A 19,066-nucleotide genomic window follows, 5' to 3' on the forward strand; every position below is an offset into this window, starting at 1 on the left:
GAAAATGCAGAGAAGGTGATCATGCTACGTTCATATTATAAGTCAGGGAGATGGAATTATTTGAAACAAATGGCAAACTCGCACAATTCATTGGCTGTTGCATAACCGGGAAAATGGGAATGCGCCCGAGGTAAATGCCGTCATATCCATGCTGGTTCGGCGTCTCTCTACACTTGACCACCTTCTGAATTCGCTGGAATCTCCGATTATCCTTTATGATATCTTCGGCCAGGTAACCCATGTTAACCAGGCGATGAATAAACTGCTTACCCAAATGAAGATGACGCCATTTAAAATGAGTGCAATGGATCTGGCCATCCGATTGACCGGGCATAGTGCGGAAGAGATGCGAGACAAACTGAGTCAGGTCATGCTCAGCCATATTCGCCTCAACCTTCCGGTAACGCTGTCAGATGCCCCCCACGCCTACCGGCTTTCGATCCACCCATTGGTCGGTGAGGATGAAAGTTTCCACCAGGATGATGAAGCCTATCCATTTAATATCCATGGCATGCTCTTTGAGATGACCGATCTAACGGAAACCAAAGACCTGTCACTTCTTAAATCAGACGTTTTTGAACGAAGTAATATTCAGCTGAAACATGGTGTGGAGTCCATTACCAATGCCTGCGTGTTGCTGGAAGATGAAGAGACCGAAAATAAAGATCAAATTTTAACTGAGCTGCTGACCCAAAAGGATAAAATGATTGCATTCATGGATGAGTTGAGTGGCTATATGGACAAAGAGATAATGTTCGAGGGGCAGCAACTGTTCCCTGTCATGCCGTTAAAGCAGATCAACGACGTGCTTGCCTCAATAAAAGAAGAGTTAGAAAAAAAGAAGATAAGCATCGACCTGGCCGAAGACCATTTTCCGGATATGGCCCTGGCAGTGCCTTCGGATTTGAAAACACTGTGTAAAGCCATGTTGATCATTTTGCTGGAAGATGCTTTTAATGAGACCACAATTCACATTACCGCCGCCAATGAAAACGGCACCATGCGCTACACCCTTTCCAACGCTGGTTACGGCATGCCCGATGAAGATTTTCAACGCCATCTGACAAGTAAACAGATCAGTGATACAACCCCCTATCAACAGATTCACCAGCTTTATCCTAAATTAGCGCATTGGAAGGCTGACTTATCCGGATCCAGTGAAGTTGGCAAAGGCATCATGTTTATATTGAAACTGCAGAAATTCCATTGATTCATGAAACTTTTATGAATTCATTGATTTTAAATATATTTCCACAGGGTGGGCTGGCCGGTTCCGTCACCACCACGGTGTGGGTCGGGGTCTGTGTTACCTGTTTTTTTAATCTCAGGCTGGGATGGGTGCTCAGCGGTCTTGTTGTACCAGGCTATCTGGTACCGCTTCTGATTATTAAACCGTTTGCCGTGGCCGTCATCATCTTTGAAGCGATGGTCACTTATTTTTTGGTATGGGGTTTTTCCGAATTTTTGTCCAAAGCCGGGCTATGGCACAGCTTTTTTGGCCGAGACCGTTTTTTTGCATTTCTTTTGGTCAGCGTCGTCGTCCGTCTGCTTTTTGACACGGTGCTTCTACCTTTAGCGGCGGAGAATATTACCCGGCAGCTGGGTATTGTATTCGATTATCGCAATAACCTGCACAGCTTCGGGTTAATTGTTGTGGCGCTGATGGCCAATCAATTCTGGAAACCGGGGCTTTGCCGGGGTTTTTCTGCATCATTGATTACCATTTTAACGACCTATCTTCTGGTACGATACGGCCTGATGAAATTCACCAATTTATCCATGGGCAATATTGTTTACATGTACGAAGACATGGCCGCCTCCATGCTCTCCAGTCCCAAAGCATATATTATTCTTCTGGTCACATCGGTGGTGGCCTCCCGTATGAATCTGTACTACGGATGGGACTACAGCGGAATTTTAATCCCCTCACTGCTGGCCCTTCAGTGGTATCAGCCCATGAAGCTGCTGTTCTCATTTGCCGAAACCTTTGTTATTCTTGGCTTGGCGTCACTTGTACTTAGGCTGCCTTTGTTTAAAGAAGCAAACATGGAGGGTGCCAGAAAGATTTTGCTTTTTTTTAATATCGGATTTTTTTACAAAATTTTGACCGGATGGCTTCTCATTCTATATTTTCCGGAACAGAAAATAACCGATTATTATGGATTCGGATATCTTTTGACGACGTTGCTGGCCATCAAAATGCACGATAAAGATATTGCTGTTCGCGTAACACGGGCCGTCCTGCAAACGTCCATTGTGGCTGTGCTTATTGCGAGTATCATTGGGTTCTCAATGACCTTTATCCCTAATCTGCTTTCATTAAATACAATAAATGACCGGCTGCCTGTTAGGATGGGAACAAAGGAAAACGATTTCCAAGCACTGCCGTTAATTGAATTAATAAAAAATGAAAAAATCAATTTCTTCACATCCTACCATAAAAACAGCTTTATCTCTCCTTTACCAAGGGAGATGGAGATTTTTGCAGAAGCCGTTAACGCCCTGGAAACCTTTAGTTTAACCCAGTCCCAAAAGGATCTGGTCATTGGAAAAAATTTGTTAAACCGTATCAATTACACCCTCTCTTTCGTGGAAAATCATTATCTTTTTTTGCATGAGAAAGGCCCGCGAAGAGGGTGGGGCAGCTATGTGATCAATACCGCTCCCCATAATGAAATGATTATGGCGGTTCCGGCCCCCCTTGAAGAGTGGGGGGCGCTTGAATCCGCAGCCTGGCTTTTTACGTCGATGCAGTGCAAAGCCATGGCTGTGGGCGGAACAAAATTATCAACCAATGACAATGGCGCCTCCAACACCCTTCAAAACCCATTTACCCTGTTTTCAACATTTCATCGAACATTGGGCAGACGTAATATCCTGCAAATCCGCGGCTACACGGAAAAGAGTCTACGGATTTTAAGCGGTCAGCGCACGCCACCTTCGTTGGGAAAAACGCCTGCGGTTGATTCCATTTTATGGATTAAAGGGGCGGTTCCCGCCGGTCTTGACTTGACATTTTTGAAAAAAAATATCGGTCAATTTCAAATTCAGTGGGGGGATTCCCCTTTTGCAAATATATTGAGGGAACGCTGTCATACCGGATTTGCCGAACTGATGCTGAATCGTGAGCAGGCAAGACGTATCATGTTCAAAGCCCCCTATTATGGAATGGATCTCTCTGTGGAACTCAGGGAACAAAGTATTGCCGGATATCTTCAAGATTGGATATTGAAAAGCAAGGAACATATTGCCGAAAAGGACTCCGGGCGTTACCAAATTCCCACCTTTGAAGAACTGCTCTATTTTGACCATGAAATTGTGACGCCATTGCTGAATATTTCTAACACATTATATAAAAATGGACAATGGACACCGAAAGGGTTGGACGAACTGAAGGCGCTTAATTGGGCTGCCGCGGTAATGGGTTATGAGATCATCCGTTATTTTCATAAAACATCCGGTCAGGATTATCTGATCCTGTCGGAAAGGGATGATCTACCCCAAAAGCGCTATTGGGGGATGTACATATTCCGTCTGGGAAAAACCGCTGATTATATCATCCAGGCACCGCGGCCGCTTTCAGAAAAAAATACGTTTGAATATGCCGTATCCCTTTTTGAACAGATTAAAGCCGGCGCTTTGATGATCAGTACCACGCATCCCAAGGCCAACCGGGACGGCGCTTCCGACATCATTCAATTGGAAAATAAAGAGAGTCTCTTCACCCTGGTCAACCAGGTACTCATCAGGGAATTCGGCCCGGCTCCGCTGATGGTGGTGCAGTGCCGGGCCATGGGGTTTAATCCTGAATACGCCCTGCCCGAAGTCGATGCGCTGCTCTCTTTTAAATCCGGTGTCAAGCTGTTTAACGCGTTTGATTCCCAAACCATTCACCTGATGGAAACCTTGAAATCCAAAGGCTTGCGGATTCAATTGATAGATGGTTCCCAAAGCACCACCGGGTATGAGGTGGGGGGAATTCCACAGGCCCGGTATCTTGATCAGGCGCAAAACAAAGAATTTTCCATCATCTGGCTCAGCCCGATGATCCGTACTTATTACCGGCAACAGACGGATAATCGTCTCCATGCCGCTAAATTTGAATCACTGGGTATTGAAACCGTGGAGGCGGATCTGTTCACCATTGTCAGCCAGGCGCCAAAACGCTCTGCAGATGTTGCCCCCGATTATATGGTGGCCATGGAACGGTATTTGGAAACACATGATATTATCTCTTTTGATCATCTGAAAACCCAATGGCCGCAATATCATTATCAGCGAATCATTGACCTTAATTCCAAGCAAAGTTTTCTTTTGATTTTTAATCGGTCAGGGCGCTTGACAGCCGTGGTGAATCTGTTCCCCATTGATGAAAAGAGCCGTTTTTCAGTGCTGCCGCATTCCCTTGATCAACAGGCCATATCACACTATATCACCACAAAAATTGCATGGCTGACCTGGAAAAAACAATGAAACAACGATCAATTCAGATATCTGGAACCAATGGTGTTGTCATCATTTCGCTCCTTGCCCTGTTGATATGGGCAGGCCTGTGTTGTGTGATAACCGCTCAATGTCATGGTGTAGCGCTTCCTGACTTTATTCGTAAGCTTGATGAAACGTTTTTGCATCCATTGAAGCACCCCGAGGCAAAAATCAGCATCTGTTATCAATTACCAACGGAAAAATGGCTTACGTTTAACCTGCCGCCGGCAACGGATGCCGTCAAACTGGTCACAAATGCGAATATTCCCCAGGATGTTGTACCTGAACCGGAGACACCTGTCTTATATCAAATGGCATATCAAATCATTGACAACAAAGGACGTATTTTAAAATCAGGAACCTATGCAAAGCGATCCAAAATTACATGGTTCACTGATGGGATAGAACAACATGATCCCTTTACGGCATCATATTATTTCTCAGAGCCCCTGGTGCCGGCAGATGGGCGGGTAACCATCTTAAACTTTGAAAAACAGGGAACATTGGAAAAAAATATTCGTGTTCGCCTGCGCCTGGCCGGCAAGGATGCGATTGTCTCTTCAGTCATGGTTCGCCTGTATCACACCCCCCCGTCCCCGGAACAAAAATTAATCCGGCAATGGAATCGATCATCACGGACAAAAAAAGAATTTCTGGCCCGGTCAAACGTCTACACCCAGGATTTTTTAACAGAACAAGAGCAGCGCAATCTCATGCGAAACATATGGCGGCCTTTGGCACCGGCGGGTATTGAGGGAAATGATTACACCTATCGCAAACTGTATGTGATTAAAGAGGTGGACGGCACATCCCTGAATCAGGAGCGCTTCCAGGAAGGCCTGCGCATTGATCCGCATCTCAGACGCACCATCCCCGTACCCGAACAGGGGCTTGGGATCAGTTTTCTATTCCGTGTATTACCCCCCGAATTAAACGGGGATGAACCCGGTGTTGCGGATATCCCGGATCCGCATATTCGACTCAAATGGTTCGGCAAAGGGATCACGCGCAGCTCATGGGATATTCCATGGCAAGGCGATGCCACACGGTTTTTACACGCCTTCTCAGGGGGATTGATCGAATTGAGTTCGGATCGACCGGTGACGGTTCAGCTGTTTACAAAAAAAGATGGACAATCCATTGACATCACCCCCCAGACCTTGGTCTCCCGGACAATTCTGGTGAATTCGACCCAGTCGGTGACCTATCGCGTTTCCCATGTCAAGCAGCTTGCCACCCCATTCCGGATCGGAATCCGGAAACCGTCAGGTTTAGGCCGGCCCGGCAATTCAAATCAATACGCAGCCGCAACCCACCCGGCATCAACGCTTCACTATGATTTGCTGGATAAAAGTGGAAATAAGATCCATGGGGATCAAGTCTCTCTGGTGCTGCCTGCATCCGTTTACGATCGGCTCATTGACGGTCAGGACCATCTGCCTGTATCCGATCCGCACTATCTTCATTTCAACTTTCCCCATAATGTGTCATTTATTCGCCTTAGATCTTCCGACCCGCTGCTTGTCAATGCCGGCAACCGCTCGCCCAAGATGGCCAAACTGACCCGTGTTCCTGAAGATTATTTCAAGTCACAAACACACGATCCGGATATACAAAAGCAACCGACATGGTTTCCACTAAAGCCTGTCAACTACAATAAATTGTTTAATGATCAGCGCACCTACCTTGTCCTGCTTCAGTATCGTCCCCCTGAAATCAACCCTGATATTGAAGCCGGTCAATTCCAATGGGACGCGTTTAAGCCTGAAAAGAATAGGGCTGGACATTTTATACTCATACCGGCTCAAAAAAAAGAGTATCAGCGGGATGCCGCCCTTGTATCAACCTACACCCCCCTTTCCGCGAATACTGAAAGATCAGTCAACGTAAAATCCAGCGGCCTGCGCAGAATTATCACGCCCCAGCTTCTCTTTTTTCAAAAGGAACCTGATAATCCCTTTTCCATCCGGGTGTCCAGGAACGGAATGCCTTATTTCACGGCCCGGCTGGTGGGGCCATCGGGCCGGCTTTATCTGCCGCCGCTTTCCAAAGGCCCCCAGGTTTTGAAATTCCATACATCAAAGAGCGTTGACTTGATGATGAACCAAATCACCCAGTCTCCCGGTGAAGACCAATTTCATAAACGGTTTGCCTATCGTCTGACACCCGGCAATCCGATTTCGATCCCATATATCAAGCAAACCGCCGATGAAGAAACCCTTTCTTTAGCTGTGGCGTTTCCTTTTATCGCCCCCCAACGGCTGAAGATCTCCGCTACGCTCCACTGCGCCAGGTCATTACCCTGGGGCCCGTTCGAAAAATTGACCATTCAACATCGAACATTCAGCATTCGGTCGGATAATAACGGCCCTGTTTACATATTAAATTCGTCTCAACCCATGATGGGCTCCCGGCACCGCTGTTTTTTCCCCGTCAGATCCGATCTAAAGCCGGGAAGGTACCGTATTTCCCTTTCCCTGGATGGAAAGGAAAGTGCCTATGTCGTTTTGTACCGGGCACTCCCCGGGCGTTATTCCCAACAAAAATTGTTGAAGGAGGCAAGACACCCCCATGAAAAAACATAACCTGTTTATTTTTTGGCTCACCATACTTGTTATCATCCCGACCCAACATGTGATGGGGAACCCGGCCGGTTTCAAAATCCAGACTTTTGCAACGGTCGCCCAAGACGAGGAATCCGTTACAGACATTGGGAACGACCACTTTGATATCATGGTGGCGAAACTGAAAGCATCACAAAAAAAGGCCCGCTTCATTCCCCCATCCACCGAAGCGCTGGGCCTGGCTGAGCAATTGTTTACGGGTATATTCCAGGGCAAGCCCCCGGCCTCCCTGGCCCCAATGTTGACTCGACTCAATTTAATCATGGAAACCGTGGAACTGGACGCAAGCCGTTACCTCCTCCTCATGGAAGCCCCCACCCACAGGCGGGGACGGGGGTTTTATATTTTTCCGGCAACCGTAGCACAATTGGCGTTTTCCAATCAGGTGCTTATGGTTCCCCATGGGTTTTATGACTATCACACCGATGATATCGGCATTCGCCTCATGCTGGAAGGCCGGTTTGCAGGCGCAGTATTCAATACGGTGCACCGGTATGGAAACCAAAAAGTAAAAGGCGTATCACCCAACGAAATCTGGGATATGGCGGATCTTTTCGATACTTTTTTTTCCGCCTTTACCAAAGCTTTTGTAACAACCCATCCCGGTGGGCATCTCATACAGCTTCACGGCTTTTCAAGAAAAAAAAGAAACACCGATGCCGGTAGAAATTCAGATATCATTATCAGTAACGGTACCGCTTACCCGTCACAGGGTTTGACAGATCTCAGTGATTGTCTGAAAATCAAGCTTCCCGGAATAACCCGGCTTTATCCCATGGAGATCAATACGCTTGGCGGCACACAAAACACCATCGGAAAAGTGATGCGCTCCATGGACCACCCGGGGTTTATCCACCTTGAAATGAGCCTGTCCATGCGTAAAAAAATGACGTATAACCATGACATCCGATACAGTTTTCTATCATGTCTTAAAAATTTATGAATATTATCATAGGTCGTTTCAAATGACTGTAATTAAATCAAATATTATCATAGTTATCCTGTTTATTCTAACCTTGACGGCCACATATTGCCGGGCCGGGATCAATGGCATGCAGGTGGATTATTTTAAGGATTATGAGCTGCCTTTGCGATGGGATAACATTGAAACATCCGCCCAGCTTGTGACGGGGCCTGAGCCCCAATACAATGCATCATTCGACATGCACACCATTGATCTCACCCCGGGCCGTGTTTTAAAAATAGTGATTCCCGAGTACCAGATGCTCAGAATCTATTTTCCCATGTCCTGTATCCCAAAGGAAGATTTAAAGATTTCTTTGTCCAACGGAACCGGGCTTCATCGTTTTTTACCGGTTTCACCTGATGCGGATAATCAATCACTTCTGGTTAAACCATCAAGCAGTAATCCGACAGTCTGCCGAATTTTTCTACCCTGGTGTGTCACCTTGCCCCGTTGTTATACCCAAGCCCATGGCGATCTCAATGAATGCAATCCATGTTTTCCCTTGGCGCTGTTCTTATCCCGAAAGGAAATGCCGCCACAGATTGCCCCTTACCGGGACCTTATCCCCCTTTCCGGAACACCCATCAACCTGATCCATAAAAAAAAGCCCGGAACAATACCATTTTGGCCGCTTGACGCTCAAAAGCCTGCACAATTCAGGATCAATGGACCGGCCCGGATTCTGGTAGAAAATCGATTTATCTATCCAAAGACCGAACAAAAACGACGCATCAAATATTACATAGAACTTATTAAAGACGGCATACCCTGCCAATTGCTGGATTTCAACACCTTGCCGGAAATCCGTGAATCTCTTTGGGTCCGTTCCTCTGTTTCTCCACGGGCCCATCATGACCCCATTGTCTGCGGACGGCTGCGTCAATCATATATCAACATCCCTGAAGGAGAGCATGTTTTTACCTTAGTTCCCCATGCCGCAATGCTGCTCAGGGTCCTCCGGCTTGATGACCCCGACTATCTTTTTCCGTCACTTAACACCGCTGAAAAATTTCAGGCCATTTTAAAAAAGCCGCTGTCAAAGACGGTATTTCATCTAAACTGCAATGAGCGGGGTTTGGTTTCAGCGGATATTGCAAAAACACTATCAAAACAAGCGACACCCTCTCTTCCGGTTCCCCACATACAAAAGGCACTTCAGCAGATCGCCGGGGATAACCGCAGGCCCCATGGGGGACTGGCTGCGGCGGGGGCGATGAAGGTCCTTTCCGAGCGGCTTGAAGCGATTCCCCAAATACGATCCCACGCCCAAATTTTATATGATTTGAATACGTTTTTTCGTAATCTTTTTCCCAGCAAAAGCCCAAAAGGAATCTCACAGGAATCGATCCAATTCATCCTTCCCAGACTCAAACGGGAACGGGACAGCCATATGGTGGTGGCCCAACAGCATATAAAACAACTTCAACACCAGGTACAGACCGGCTATTTTTTTCCATTACCTGATCAAGCATCCCCCCTGATCTTTAAGCTGCCCCACCGTGTTGCCCCCTCAACTATTCGATTGGTGGCGCCATTTCAGTCCCAATCTCAATCCTTTGTTGTTCAATTTGACGCCCAGGCCCCGATACGTTTTGAGGTGGCATCCGGCAATGATGTTGGACCGGAAAAGTTCAGAATTACATCATCAGATGCCGCGCAAATAAGCCGGATACACTTTTTTTCACCGGAGGATGATCCCATTGACCTGTCCAGGCCGATCCGGCCGGCTTTTTTTGAATTGGACATACCACGGGATATTCGGCAGATGGCTGTCTGGCGTGATGCGGATCAGCACCATGTCACCACAGATTCATTGTCCACGCATTCATACACAAAAGGCAAGGTGGCTGTTCAATATCTGGATTCCCGCCCCTACAGCATGTCCGAATCAAACTGGCTCCAAGCCATGGCATTGAATCCATCAAGGGATAACCGGCTGAAGACCTTTGTGCAGATGCTGACCTCAACACCTTTGGCGGATTCAAACGCCGTCGTCCATGAATACGGCATCATCTCAGACGATTTTCAAAGTCACTGGGTGCCGCTTATCCGGTTGATCCGATCCAACTATCACCTTTTTAAAGGACCGGAAACCCTTCCCTTGCCGTCTTCCACAAATTTATTCTCCCAGGCAAAGATCAACGCATTGATAAAAAAAGCATCCCGGTTTGAATCGAAACAACAGTACCTGCCGGCATTTGAAACATGGACAGCGATTTTAAAACATACAGCCGAAGAAACCCGGAAAACCGCCATGTTCAAGATGGCCGACCATCTCATCGCTTTAGGTGACACCTATCTGGCGGAAAAACTGTTAAAAACCGCGTTTTTTCATACGGATCCCGAAAATTCACAGCTGGCCTTCAACCGGTTGCACCAGCTCTATTTAAATGGCGGGGCCCCCCATCGTATTTTTTCGATGCTTTGTGCACAGGTTGTCAAATATCCCACCCAACTCCATTTAAAATCCCTTGCCCAGGCATTGTTGGAATCAGGACAGGCCCAGGATGCCTTTACCCTTGCCGGTCTGTTGTCCGATGAAATGGAAGTCAGGGCGCTTCTGCTGACAGCAGCTTGCCGGATGGGATGGCATAATGTTTTTGACATGCTGTGGGAACCACTGACAGATCCTGAAGAACGCGCCTTTCAGAAGGGTCAGGCCCTGATGTCCCGCGGCGCCTTTACCGATGCCCTGCCGATGCTCAATGATGCGGGGGAACGCGGTGCCGGCCTTGCTGCGGTACTTGAGCGTGGACTTGCCATTAAAAAAGCACTGGTCTCAAAGGACAGGGAAACACGGATTCAAGGCATCCTGGGGTGGGAGGCCTGGCAGGCTGGTTTGCCCGGTCCCTTTCGCCGGCAGGAAGAGAATGCCGCAATTGCATCCCATGCCGGAACGGTTCAACTCTACAGTACCCCCAGGGATCTGTCCTACACCGCATTTGTCGCTTTGCCGTCCCGGCCCGTTACTGCCGTATTTCATGGGCCGGTACGTTTAACCTTGTCCGCACGGGTACTGCATCCCTCAACACCCGGTGCAAAGGCCGTCAATCAATCCGCTGTGCCGGTCAATGGATGGTTTCGCGTTATCCAGACCCCCCTGGACCGGACCGCAGATTTAAATCTGATCCGGCAGCAACTGGTACCCATCATCAACAATCTGCCCGCACCAGGGTTAATGATCATGGGTGACGATGGGATGCGGCCCGGTACCATTGAAAGCACTGAACTTTATATCCCGCCGGGGGAACATCGTGTTGCGGTTCACACGTCCGCAATTTCCCTGGCCGTAACCTTACATACCAAACGATCAGGCTCTCCAGTTGCCGGCCTGTTGCCGCCATTGACATCAAAAAACGCCAAAGCGTTTATGACCATCCGGAAAGACCATGGGCCGTCCAATTTACTTGGCACGGCCTGTCCTTGCCTTGTCAATGACTGCCTCAAAATCATCTCTCCGGATGACCCCACACAAATTTTCGACATCACCACATTCAGGCGCCGGCAATCTGTTATCCATGACGCAAAAGGTGATCATAAGCAAAATGCATGTGAAAAAATCACCCCCGGGGAGCTAAGCGCTCAAAGAGGGCAACACCCCCGCACCCCCACAAATAAAGCATTTATTTCCGATGATATGTCCCATATGGTGTCCCGGATGTCGGATTTGGTATTTAAGGCATCAACCCTGGTCGATAAAATCCACGCAAAAGAAAAGACGGATGCCCAGAAAGTCGCCACGGCCCGGGAACAATATCTGACCATTGAATCCCATGCCCGTCAAATGGCCCAACAGTATCCGCATCACATCACTCTTGGCAGGCTTCTTAGTCAAATCACCAGCCATACGGCCTGGGAACCGGCCACCATGGTTCAAGCCGATGCCGGAATTCAAAACATGGAACTGGCGCATTGGCAACCGGAATCACGATCCATGAGGATTCGCAGCGCCCTTTTTCCGGACAACCCACTTTCCAGGCAGGTGGTCACCAATGAGGACAACTTGATTCTTTATCTCAATACGCTGACCTCCTTTCGCCTCCAGGCGACCGTTTCTTTGATGGATCTACCGTTGCTGGCCCCGGCCCCCATCACCTTTTTTTATCAACTGGATGATGAAAAAAAAGAACGCATCACGCTTTTTCCCAGCCGGACACGTCATACACTGGACTTGCCGATCCGAAAAGGCGAACATAAATTAACCATCGGCATGGAGAACCGCTTTGCCAATCAATTTTTAAAAGTGGACTTTTGTGAATGGGAAAAAAAATCCGCCTCATGCCGGGAAATGCAATTGGATACGGCGTTAGATCGGGCCTATTATGTGGCAACCCACCAAATACCGGTCATTGCCAACATATTCGGACCGACCTGGATACGGATTGACAAACGCGGCCCCAATGGCATTTACAGTACCTTTCGTGCGCTGGAAAAGGGCCGGCATCGAATTTCTCTGACACCTGATAAAAATGAAAACGAAGCCCTTTTCAGGATTCACAGACGCACCATGAGCGTACCGCCACCGGATTCACACCGTCGAATCCGACCAACCAAGCTCGCTTTTGATCCGCTTCCGGCACCTTACCTTGAAATACCCCTGAATGCCGTGGAAAGGAGTCCCTTTTTTTCACCAAAGACCTCTATTGCAGACAAAAACAGGCCCATTCGGTTCCATGACGCCTATGCCCTTGGCTCCCAGGAAGATGGAACCTGGTCGGTTCGTGCCGGGTATCATCGTCCTTTTTCCTTTGAGGAAGATGAAGCGGATGCAAGGAAAATCGACCGGCACATAGCGCTTGCTGCAACCCATCACTATTTTGACGAGCCAAGGTCAACCTATTTCAGCACATCGTTTCTAAGCCGTTTCAGGGAAGATGGCGGCACCACACTAGGGGCCACTGAGGATATCTATCACTATCCCGCCAACATGCCCATTGGACTTCATCTCCAAGGTCGACTCTATGTCCAGAACCCCAATGCCGACAAATGGGATGAGCTGTTCCAGGGTGATACCGAAGGGGCGCTTCATCTCAACGCCGGACTTTTCCAAAAGCGTCAGTTGGGGCTGAAATCATATCATTTACCATCCATGACACTCTTTGGCCGGTATATGAGTTTGACGGATACGGATGCATATCCCGGTCGAATTGTGGATCGGGATTTATTCAGCCGGTATAAACATGACCATCCATGGGGCTTGAGATTGTCGGATTCCCTCAGTTACAGGCCCTGGCGGGACAGCCTCTGTTTTTTGCAAGGGGGGATTACATTTAACGAGGATTTCAACCTGTTTCAACCCGATAATATCCGTTTAAAGGCGGGATGGAAACAAATGTTGGGCGATGTAAAAGCAACATTGGACTATCGACATACATACTACTTTGAAGATGGGGAGCGGGATCAGGATATCCATCGGAACTTTCTGAATTTAGGATTGTGTTGGCAGTATTGGAAAAAGGATCAGCAACGATTCCAGTTTTCAATTGATCTATCCCAGGACCTGGATCATCAAGAAACCGCGTGTTCTGTTTCGATGACATGGTTTTTCAGCCAGGGCCATGCATTGAAAAACATCCGCCCCGGCGCGTTTGATTTTTATGACTTACAACGACTGAAAATTCCCCAAACCATGAACAACCGTATTGAACAATGAAGCAACTCAAAAAAGACATTAAACAAATCATGGCGCTGGATCTCTCCCCCATGGATCAACAGCTTTATACGAATGAAATCCAGCAGCTGATCCTGGATTTTTTTAAACATGATAAGGCCAGAAATGACACCATAAAAGAACGGCTGTCTTCCGGATATGCCCGGACCACCGCCGTCATCACTTTTTTGATTTATCAGTTGGAAAATTCCCTGGCGTGGATCAATACACTGCGAACCCGTCAATCCGAATTTAATCAGCGTTTCACGTCAGCCAACACCCGGACGCAAAGAAACGGACTGATTCTCAAATTTGCCCAGGACCTTGGCGCGTCATCCCGGCAGCTAAAGGGCGATCAAAAGGCGTTGCAGCGTTTTTTCGGGTACGATGCTGTACTCGAACGGTCCATGCGAAGAATCTCAGAGACGGAATATCATGTGGCGTTTTTGCTTAATCGCATCACAGCCATTACAGCCAAAGCGCTGAGGGAATCCGGCCGGGTGTCTGAACAGCAACGGATTTTAAATCACATCGACATGGAGAACCGACTCACCCCTTTATTGGCATATCGAGGGGACGAACGGGTTCGGATCGCTTTGTTTCGATGCATGGCAGCCATTTTTGGGCATATATCAGATCAAATAAAATCTGAGTATGCCGAAGAGCGCATCACCGTCTTTATCTATCGGGCGTCCCTGGACATCAACCAACCGATCTGGATTCAGAATGAAACCCTTGAACTCCTGTCTCAAATGGATGCCGACTCTTTTTTTCGTGCTGCCGATAAACGGCTGTTTCGTCCAGCCGGCGGTGATGACTTTTTTGTACGGAAAAAAGTCATCCGGCTTTTATGCGATCACATTGACAAAGAGCGTAAAATTAAACGATTCATCCCGACCATTACAAGGGATTTGAGCCCGTTTGTGCGGCAGACGGTGATCACACTGATTATCCAATATCTGATCCACAACCCGCCTGCGGATCAAGATACGGACAACCAAGAGATCATGCCCTGGCTGCGCCATATGCTTTTAAAAGATATCTCTGCGCAAGTTCGTGCGTCCGCGCTTCTTGAAATCTCCAAATCAATCATTCCCTTATTGCCCTATTTTGAATTGGTCACGGACCTTTTTGCCGATCATTTTGATCAAGAACAGGATGCGTTTGCCTTACGAACGGGGTTCAAGACCGTTGTGGATTGTGTGACAACACTGCAGAATGAAAAATACGGTAGCCTGGTCCATCCTTTTGTGAACAAAGTGTTGCCGTTGATCATCAATCTGCATCAAAACGCCGGCTCACTATCGGTTCGTCGGTGGGCGGCTCTGTGCAGGGAGAAACTGATTGTTTGCCTTGATGAACAGGCCGTATCGCTGATGACATATCTTGGACCACGAATTGAGAAGATTCCCCCCGGAAAAAAAGGGCGGATTCCCAAAGCATGCTTCAAGGGATTGGATGATGAGGTCATTGGCCGCGTATTGTCTGTCCTGGCCCAGGATGATTTTGGCCTGGCGTTGAAATATGGGATATTCAGCAACCTTGTGTACCGGGGGGATCGTTTTGGTTTTCGTTTCTGGCGATTTATCCATGAACTGTTCACCTCATCCCCTGACAAGCGGCAAGGGTTCAGTCATACCATCGGCAGAAAGTACAGGGCAAGGATCAGCGCACCATCCACCATCGGCAGCGAACTGACCCAGACCAAAGTGCCGGGAGAACCTTTGTATTGCAGCACAGAATCTGGGTGGCGACCCTATCTTCCCCTTGTGGAAGAACTTCTCCACTGCACAGGTATCATTTTTTCTGATAAACCGTACCGTATTTTCACATCCGAAGGCATCACGGACATTTTTCCGCCAAAATGGATGATTCAAAAAGTGTACGCACGAATTGTGCTGACGCTCAGATTTCCCCATTATGCCGGGCTGCGTAATTTCAAAGAGGCCGGCGGAGATGCGCCGGAACGCTACATCCACAGCCTTCGCCGGTTGGGCTTTCGCATTGTGTTCACTTCTTATCAGGTTAAATTTAAAAACCCATTGACGAACCATACGAATGCGCAGATTATTTTTGATAAACCCGAAATAAAATCCAATCAATATAACGACACAGACCCTGCCGTTGCCCGTTTTTTTTCCATTGGCATTGCGGCGTATCTTCCCTTTTCCACGGACCTGTGGGAACGGTTAAGGTACTATTTTTTTTCAGCCTATGAAAATTCTCTCTATGAATTGGGACTCTTTTCGATCCTGCTGCTCACCTGTTTTTTATCAAAACATGTCTATGCGGCGTATCAGGTGGCAAAAGATCGCAAATCGATCAATCTGGTGATTGGGGGGTGGGGGACACGCGGAAAATCAGGTGTGGAGCGTCTCAAAGCGGCTCTTTTCGAAGCGCTGGGTCATGGCTTCGTTAACAAAACCACAGGCTGCGAGGCCATGTTCCTCCATACCTATCCCAATGGAAGAACCCGTGAGATGTTTTTGTTCCGGCCATATGACAAGGCCACCATCTGGGAACACCATCACCTCCTGGGCATAACACGAAAACTGAAGTCCAAAATATTCTTATGGGAGTGCATGGCTCTGACCCCGGCCTTTGTGTTCATTCTTCAACGACAATGGACAAAGGATGATTATTCTACCATCACAAATACTTATCCGGATCACGAAGATATCCAGGGGCCGGCCGGTATCGATATACCCCAGGTCATGACCCATTTTATTCCCAAAAAGGGAATCCTGGTTACCTCAGAAGAGGAGATGACCCCGATCCTGACCCATGCATCTATGAAAAAATCAACGGATATTCACTATAGCGGCTGGTTGGAGTCCGGCCTGCTCACGCCGGATGTACTGGATCGATTTCCCTATGAAGAGCATCCTGCCAATGTGGCGTTGGTACTAAAATTGTGCGAACTACTTGAAATTGATCCCGACTTTGCCGTGCGGGAAATGGCGGACCGCGTAGTGCCCGACATCGGCGCTTTAAAGGTCTACCCCACAGCCCCCATTGCATCGAGGCGACTTGAATTTATCAACGGCATGTCTGCCAATGAACGGTTTGCCGCACTGGGGAACTGGCGACGCATGGGATTTGATGCGCACAACCATGACGCACAGCCGGGGATCATGCTGAGTACCATTGTTAATAACCGTGCGGATCGGATACCCAGATCCCGGACATTTGCCTCAATTCTGGTCAATGATTTCAATGCGGATCGTCATTTTTTGATAGGCTCCAATCTTTTCGGTCTGTTGGGATTTATTTATACCGAATGGGATCAATTTTTAAAAAATAAATCCCTTTTTGATGACAATGCCATGTCTGCGGACGTTGCTTTGAATCAATTTAAGGATATGGCACAGCGGCTTCGGATTTTAACCTCACAAGATGCTCTTGTGAACCGAATCATGGCCATGATGGAAGGACTTCAGCTTATCCCGTCAGAAGAAAGAATCAGGCAGCTGTCAGACAGACCGGAAGACCTGGCTGCTTTTATCGCCTCCCAGACAACGGAATCGGACATCGATACAATCTTAGTGTTCGTGAAGGAATGGAATGAAGAACAACGCGCATTTGAAACATTTTCTCAAACGATTGAAACTGCGTTTCTGCACCCCATTGATGACAAATTAAAAACACAACTTGATTCTCAGTTTAAATCCCTGATCACCCAATGGTTCAAGAAGAAATTTATTGTGATTGATAACTTCCATGTCACCGGCAATCAAATCATCCAAACCATTTGTTTGCATACCCCGCCGGGGCTGCATAATAAGATCATGGGCCTTCAGAACATCAAAGGGCCGGGGCTGGATTTTGTCTATCGGTGGCAGGCGTGGGAAGCGTGTTGGAAATCAGGTCAAAAGCTGCTGGATGAAAATGATCCGGAACGATTTGATGAAGGGTTTTATGAGCTGACGACGTTTAAGGATTACGGTATTTTGTGTGAAACCTATCTTCTGGATATTCTTTCAAAAACCCAGGCTGCCATCATTGCCCAGACAGAGCAATATCAGGCCGGTCTCTCATTGATCAAAACAAACCTGGAGAACACATTGGCAGCTGTCAAAGAAACCTTACAAAGCAATGTCACCAAGACCCGGGTTATAAGCAAAATAGCCGCAATAATCGAATCTATTCTGGATGCAGGTGATGCGGTTAAACGGCGGAAAAAAGCGAACCGGATCTATGATGATTTGATCCATGAACGTATCAGCCATGACAGGGCCGCCATGGAGCTGAAAAAACTCAATCAACGCCAGAAGGGTGGATGGTTGAATGTGTAGTCGCTGTTACAAGACAAAAATATTGCCATGAATAAGCAAGGAGTTGGCCCAATGAAATTTTTAAGCTGGCTGGATGTTAAAAGCAAAATCAGAAAAGAAACCGACAATTTCAGACAATTTCCTGACGGGATCCAAAACTTACGTTTTTATCCTGATGAGATAGTTGTTGAACAGCGCATAGAAAATGCTTTGGCCGTAGCAGAAGCTTTTCAAGCCTGGTTTCCGAATCCGGATATTTACAATTCTGAAAAAAACAGGATTTATCTGGACATTGGCCGGGCTTATCTGGATATCTCCATTGAAATCGATATGGAAAATCATTTAATGTTTCGTGAACGGCCGCGGTTTGACACGCTTTATTTTTCAAAGATATTTCTTTCCAGTGAGGCTTTTGGCAACGTTCCTAAACCGTTACTTTTTATCACTACAAAAATAGACAAAGATGCTCATTTATACAATTAACGGATACGCCTTCCAGTTTTTCATTTCAACAATGAAAGGAGCAACATTCAGACATTTTTTCCATCCATTAACCCATCTGTCTATCTTACTCAAAAATTCCCCAGCGGTAACAGCGGCGCTGGCAGATTCTGATATATAACCAAAACCTGTTGAACTTTTAAGCGAAATTTTAAAAAATTTTCGTGCAATATTCTGCGTTGCTATGTAATCTCTGTTGCCTGAATACCCGCAATGCGAGCAGGTGAATTCACCGTAATTTTTATGATCTCCACACTCACCGCATTTGGGGCAGAATTGAGAGGTCCAGGCAGGAAATACTGTCTTTACTGTTTTTCCAATGAGGTCTGCTTTGTATGTCAGCTTTTCAAAAATACCGGCTCTGATTGTTCTGTAAATCCTGCGGTTAAGCCGGCGGGCAAATTTTTTGCCGTTAAGCCCTCTGAGATCTTCGATAACCAGGGTTGAACAACTATGAATTTTTGCAATTGCAATAATTATATTTGAGGCCAGATGTTCAAGTTCTTTTGAAAGCTTTTTCAGTTTTTTCCATCTGAGTTTGATTTCCCGCTTTAAAATTTTTATT

8 protein-coding genes are annotated in these 19,066 nt (G+C 47.2%); 7 read left to right on the plus strand and 1 reads right to left on the minus strand.

The genetic code is table 11. The annotated features are described in order from the left end of the window. Positions 1–148: 148 nt before the first annotated feature. The 7 genes from HXW94_RS15830 to HXW94_RS15860 are packed head-to-tail and all read left to right on the plus strand — an operon-like array spanning position 149 to position 18,483. Positions 149–1,210, plus strand: coding sequence for an ATP-binding protein (locus tag HXW94_RS15830; RefSeq protein WP_218576763.1), 1,062 nt, complete (start codon positions 149–151; stop codon positions 1,208–1,210). Positions 1,211–1,224: 14 nt separating this feature from the next. Further along, positions 1,225–4,473, plus strand: coding sequence for a poly-gamma-glutamate biosynthesis protein PgsC/CapC (locus HXW94_RS15835; protein ID WP_178367871.1), 3,249 nt, complete (start codon positions 1,225–1,227; stop codon positions 4,471–4,473). Further along, positions 4,470–7,070 (plus strand): hypothetical protein, encoded by a 2,601-nt coding sequence (locus HXW94_RS15840; RefSeq protein WP_178367872.1) that lies wholly within the window; start codon positions 4,470–4,472, stop codon positions 7,068–7,070. The genes HXW94_RS15835 and HXW94_RS15840 overlap by 4 nt, the downstream gene beginning before the upstream one ends. Then, on the plus strand, positions 7,057–8,052 hold the full coding sequence (locus HXW94_RS15845) for a hypothetical protein (RefSeq protein ID WP_178367873.1): 996 nt from the start codon (positions 7,057–7,059) through the stop codon (positions 8,050–8,052). The genes HXW94_RS15840 and HXW94_RS15845 overlap by 14 nt, the downstream gene beginning before the upstream one ends. A gap of 22 nt (positions 8,053–8,074) precedes the next feature. Beyond that, positions 8,075–13,729 carry a hypothetical protein gene (locus HXW94_RS15850; protein WP_178367874.1) on the plus strand — a complete coding sequence of 1,885 codons (5,655 nt, stop codon included), beginning with the start codon at positions 8,075–8,077 and terminating at the stop codon, positions 13,727–13,729. After that, positions 13,726–18,021 carry a hypothetical protein gene (locus HXW94_RS15855; RefSeq protein WP_178367875.1) on the plus strand — a complete coding sequence of 1,432 codons (4,296 nt, stop codon included), beginning with the start codon at positions 13,726–13,728 and terminating at the stop codon, positions 18,019–18,021. Before HXW94_RS15850 ends, HXW94_RS15855 begins: the two co-directional genes overlap by 4 nt. Before the next feature lie 51 nt (positions 18,022–18,072). Then, entirely contained in the window at positions 18,073–18,483 is a 411-nt protein-coding gene (locus HXW94_RS15860; RefSeq protein WP_178367876.1) for a hypothetical protein, read from the plus strand. Here HXW94_RS15860 and HXW94_RS15865 read toward each other — a convergent pair. Next, on the minus strand, positions 18,472–19,066 hold a 595-nt coding region (locus HXW94_RS15865; protein ID WP_178367877.1), incomplete at its 5' end, for a zinc ribbon domain-containing protein. The genes HXW94_RS15860 and HXW94_RS15865 overlap by 12 nt on opposite strands.

It is taken from the genome of Desulfobacter latus, from assembly GCF_013389365.1.
Taxonomy (GTDB): Bacteria; Desulfobacterota; Desulfobacteria; order Desulfobacterales; family Desulfobacteraceae; genus Desulfobacter; species Desulfobacter latus.

Bases quoted from the DNA above. Each gene is read 5' to 3' on its own strand.
- HXW94_RS15855 (WP_178367875.1), top strand. From the start codon at position 13,726: ATGAAGCAACTCAAAAAAGACATTAAACAAATCATGGCGCTGGATCTC.
- HXW94_RS15860 (WP_178367876.1), top strand. From the start codon at position 18,073: ATGAAATTTTTAAGCTGGCTGGATGTTAAAAGCAAAATCAGAAAAGAA.
- HXW94_RS15850 (WP_178367874.1), top strand. From the start codon at position 8,075: ATGACTGTAATTAAATCAAATATTATCATAGTTATCCTGTTTATTCTA.
- HXW94_RS15835 (WP_178367871.1), top strand. From the start codon at position 1,225: ATGAATTCATTGATTTTAAATATATTTCCACAGGGTGGGCTGGCCGGT.
- HXW94_RS15830 (WP_218576763.1), top strand. From the start codon at position 149: ATGCTGGTTCGGCGTCTCTCTACACTTGACCACCTTCTGAATTCGCTG.
- HXW94_RS15840 (WP_178367872.1), top strand. From the start codon at position 4,470: ATGAAACAACGATCAATTCAGATATCTGGAACCAATGGTGTTGTCATC.
- HXW94_RS15845 (WP_178367873.1), top strand. From the start codon at position 7,057: ATGAAAAAACATAACCTGTTTATTTTTTGGCTCACCATACTTGTTATC.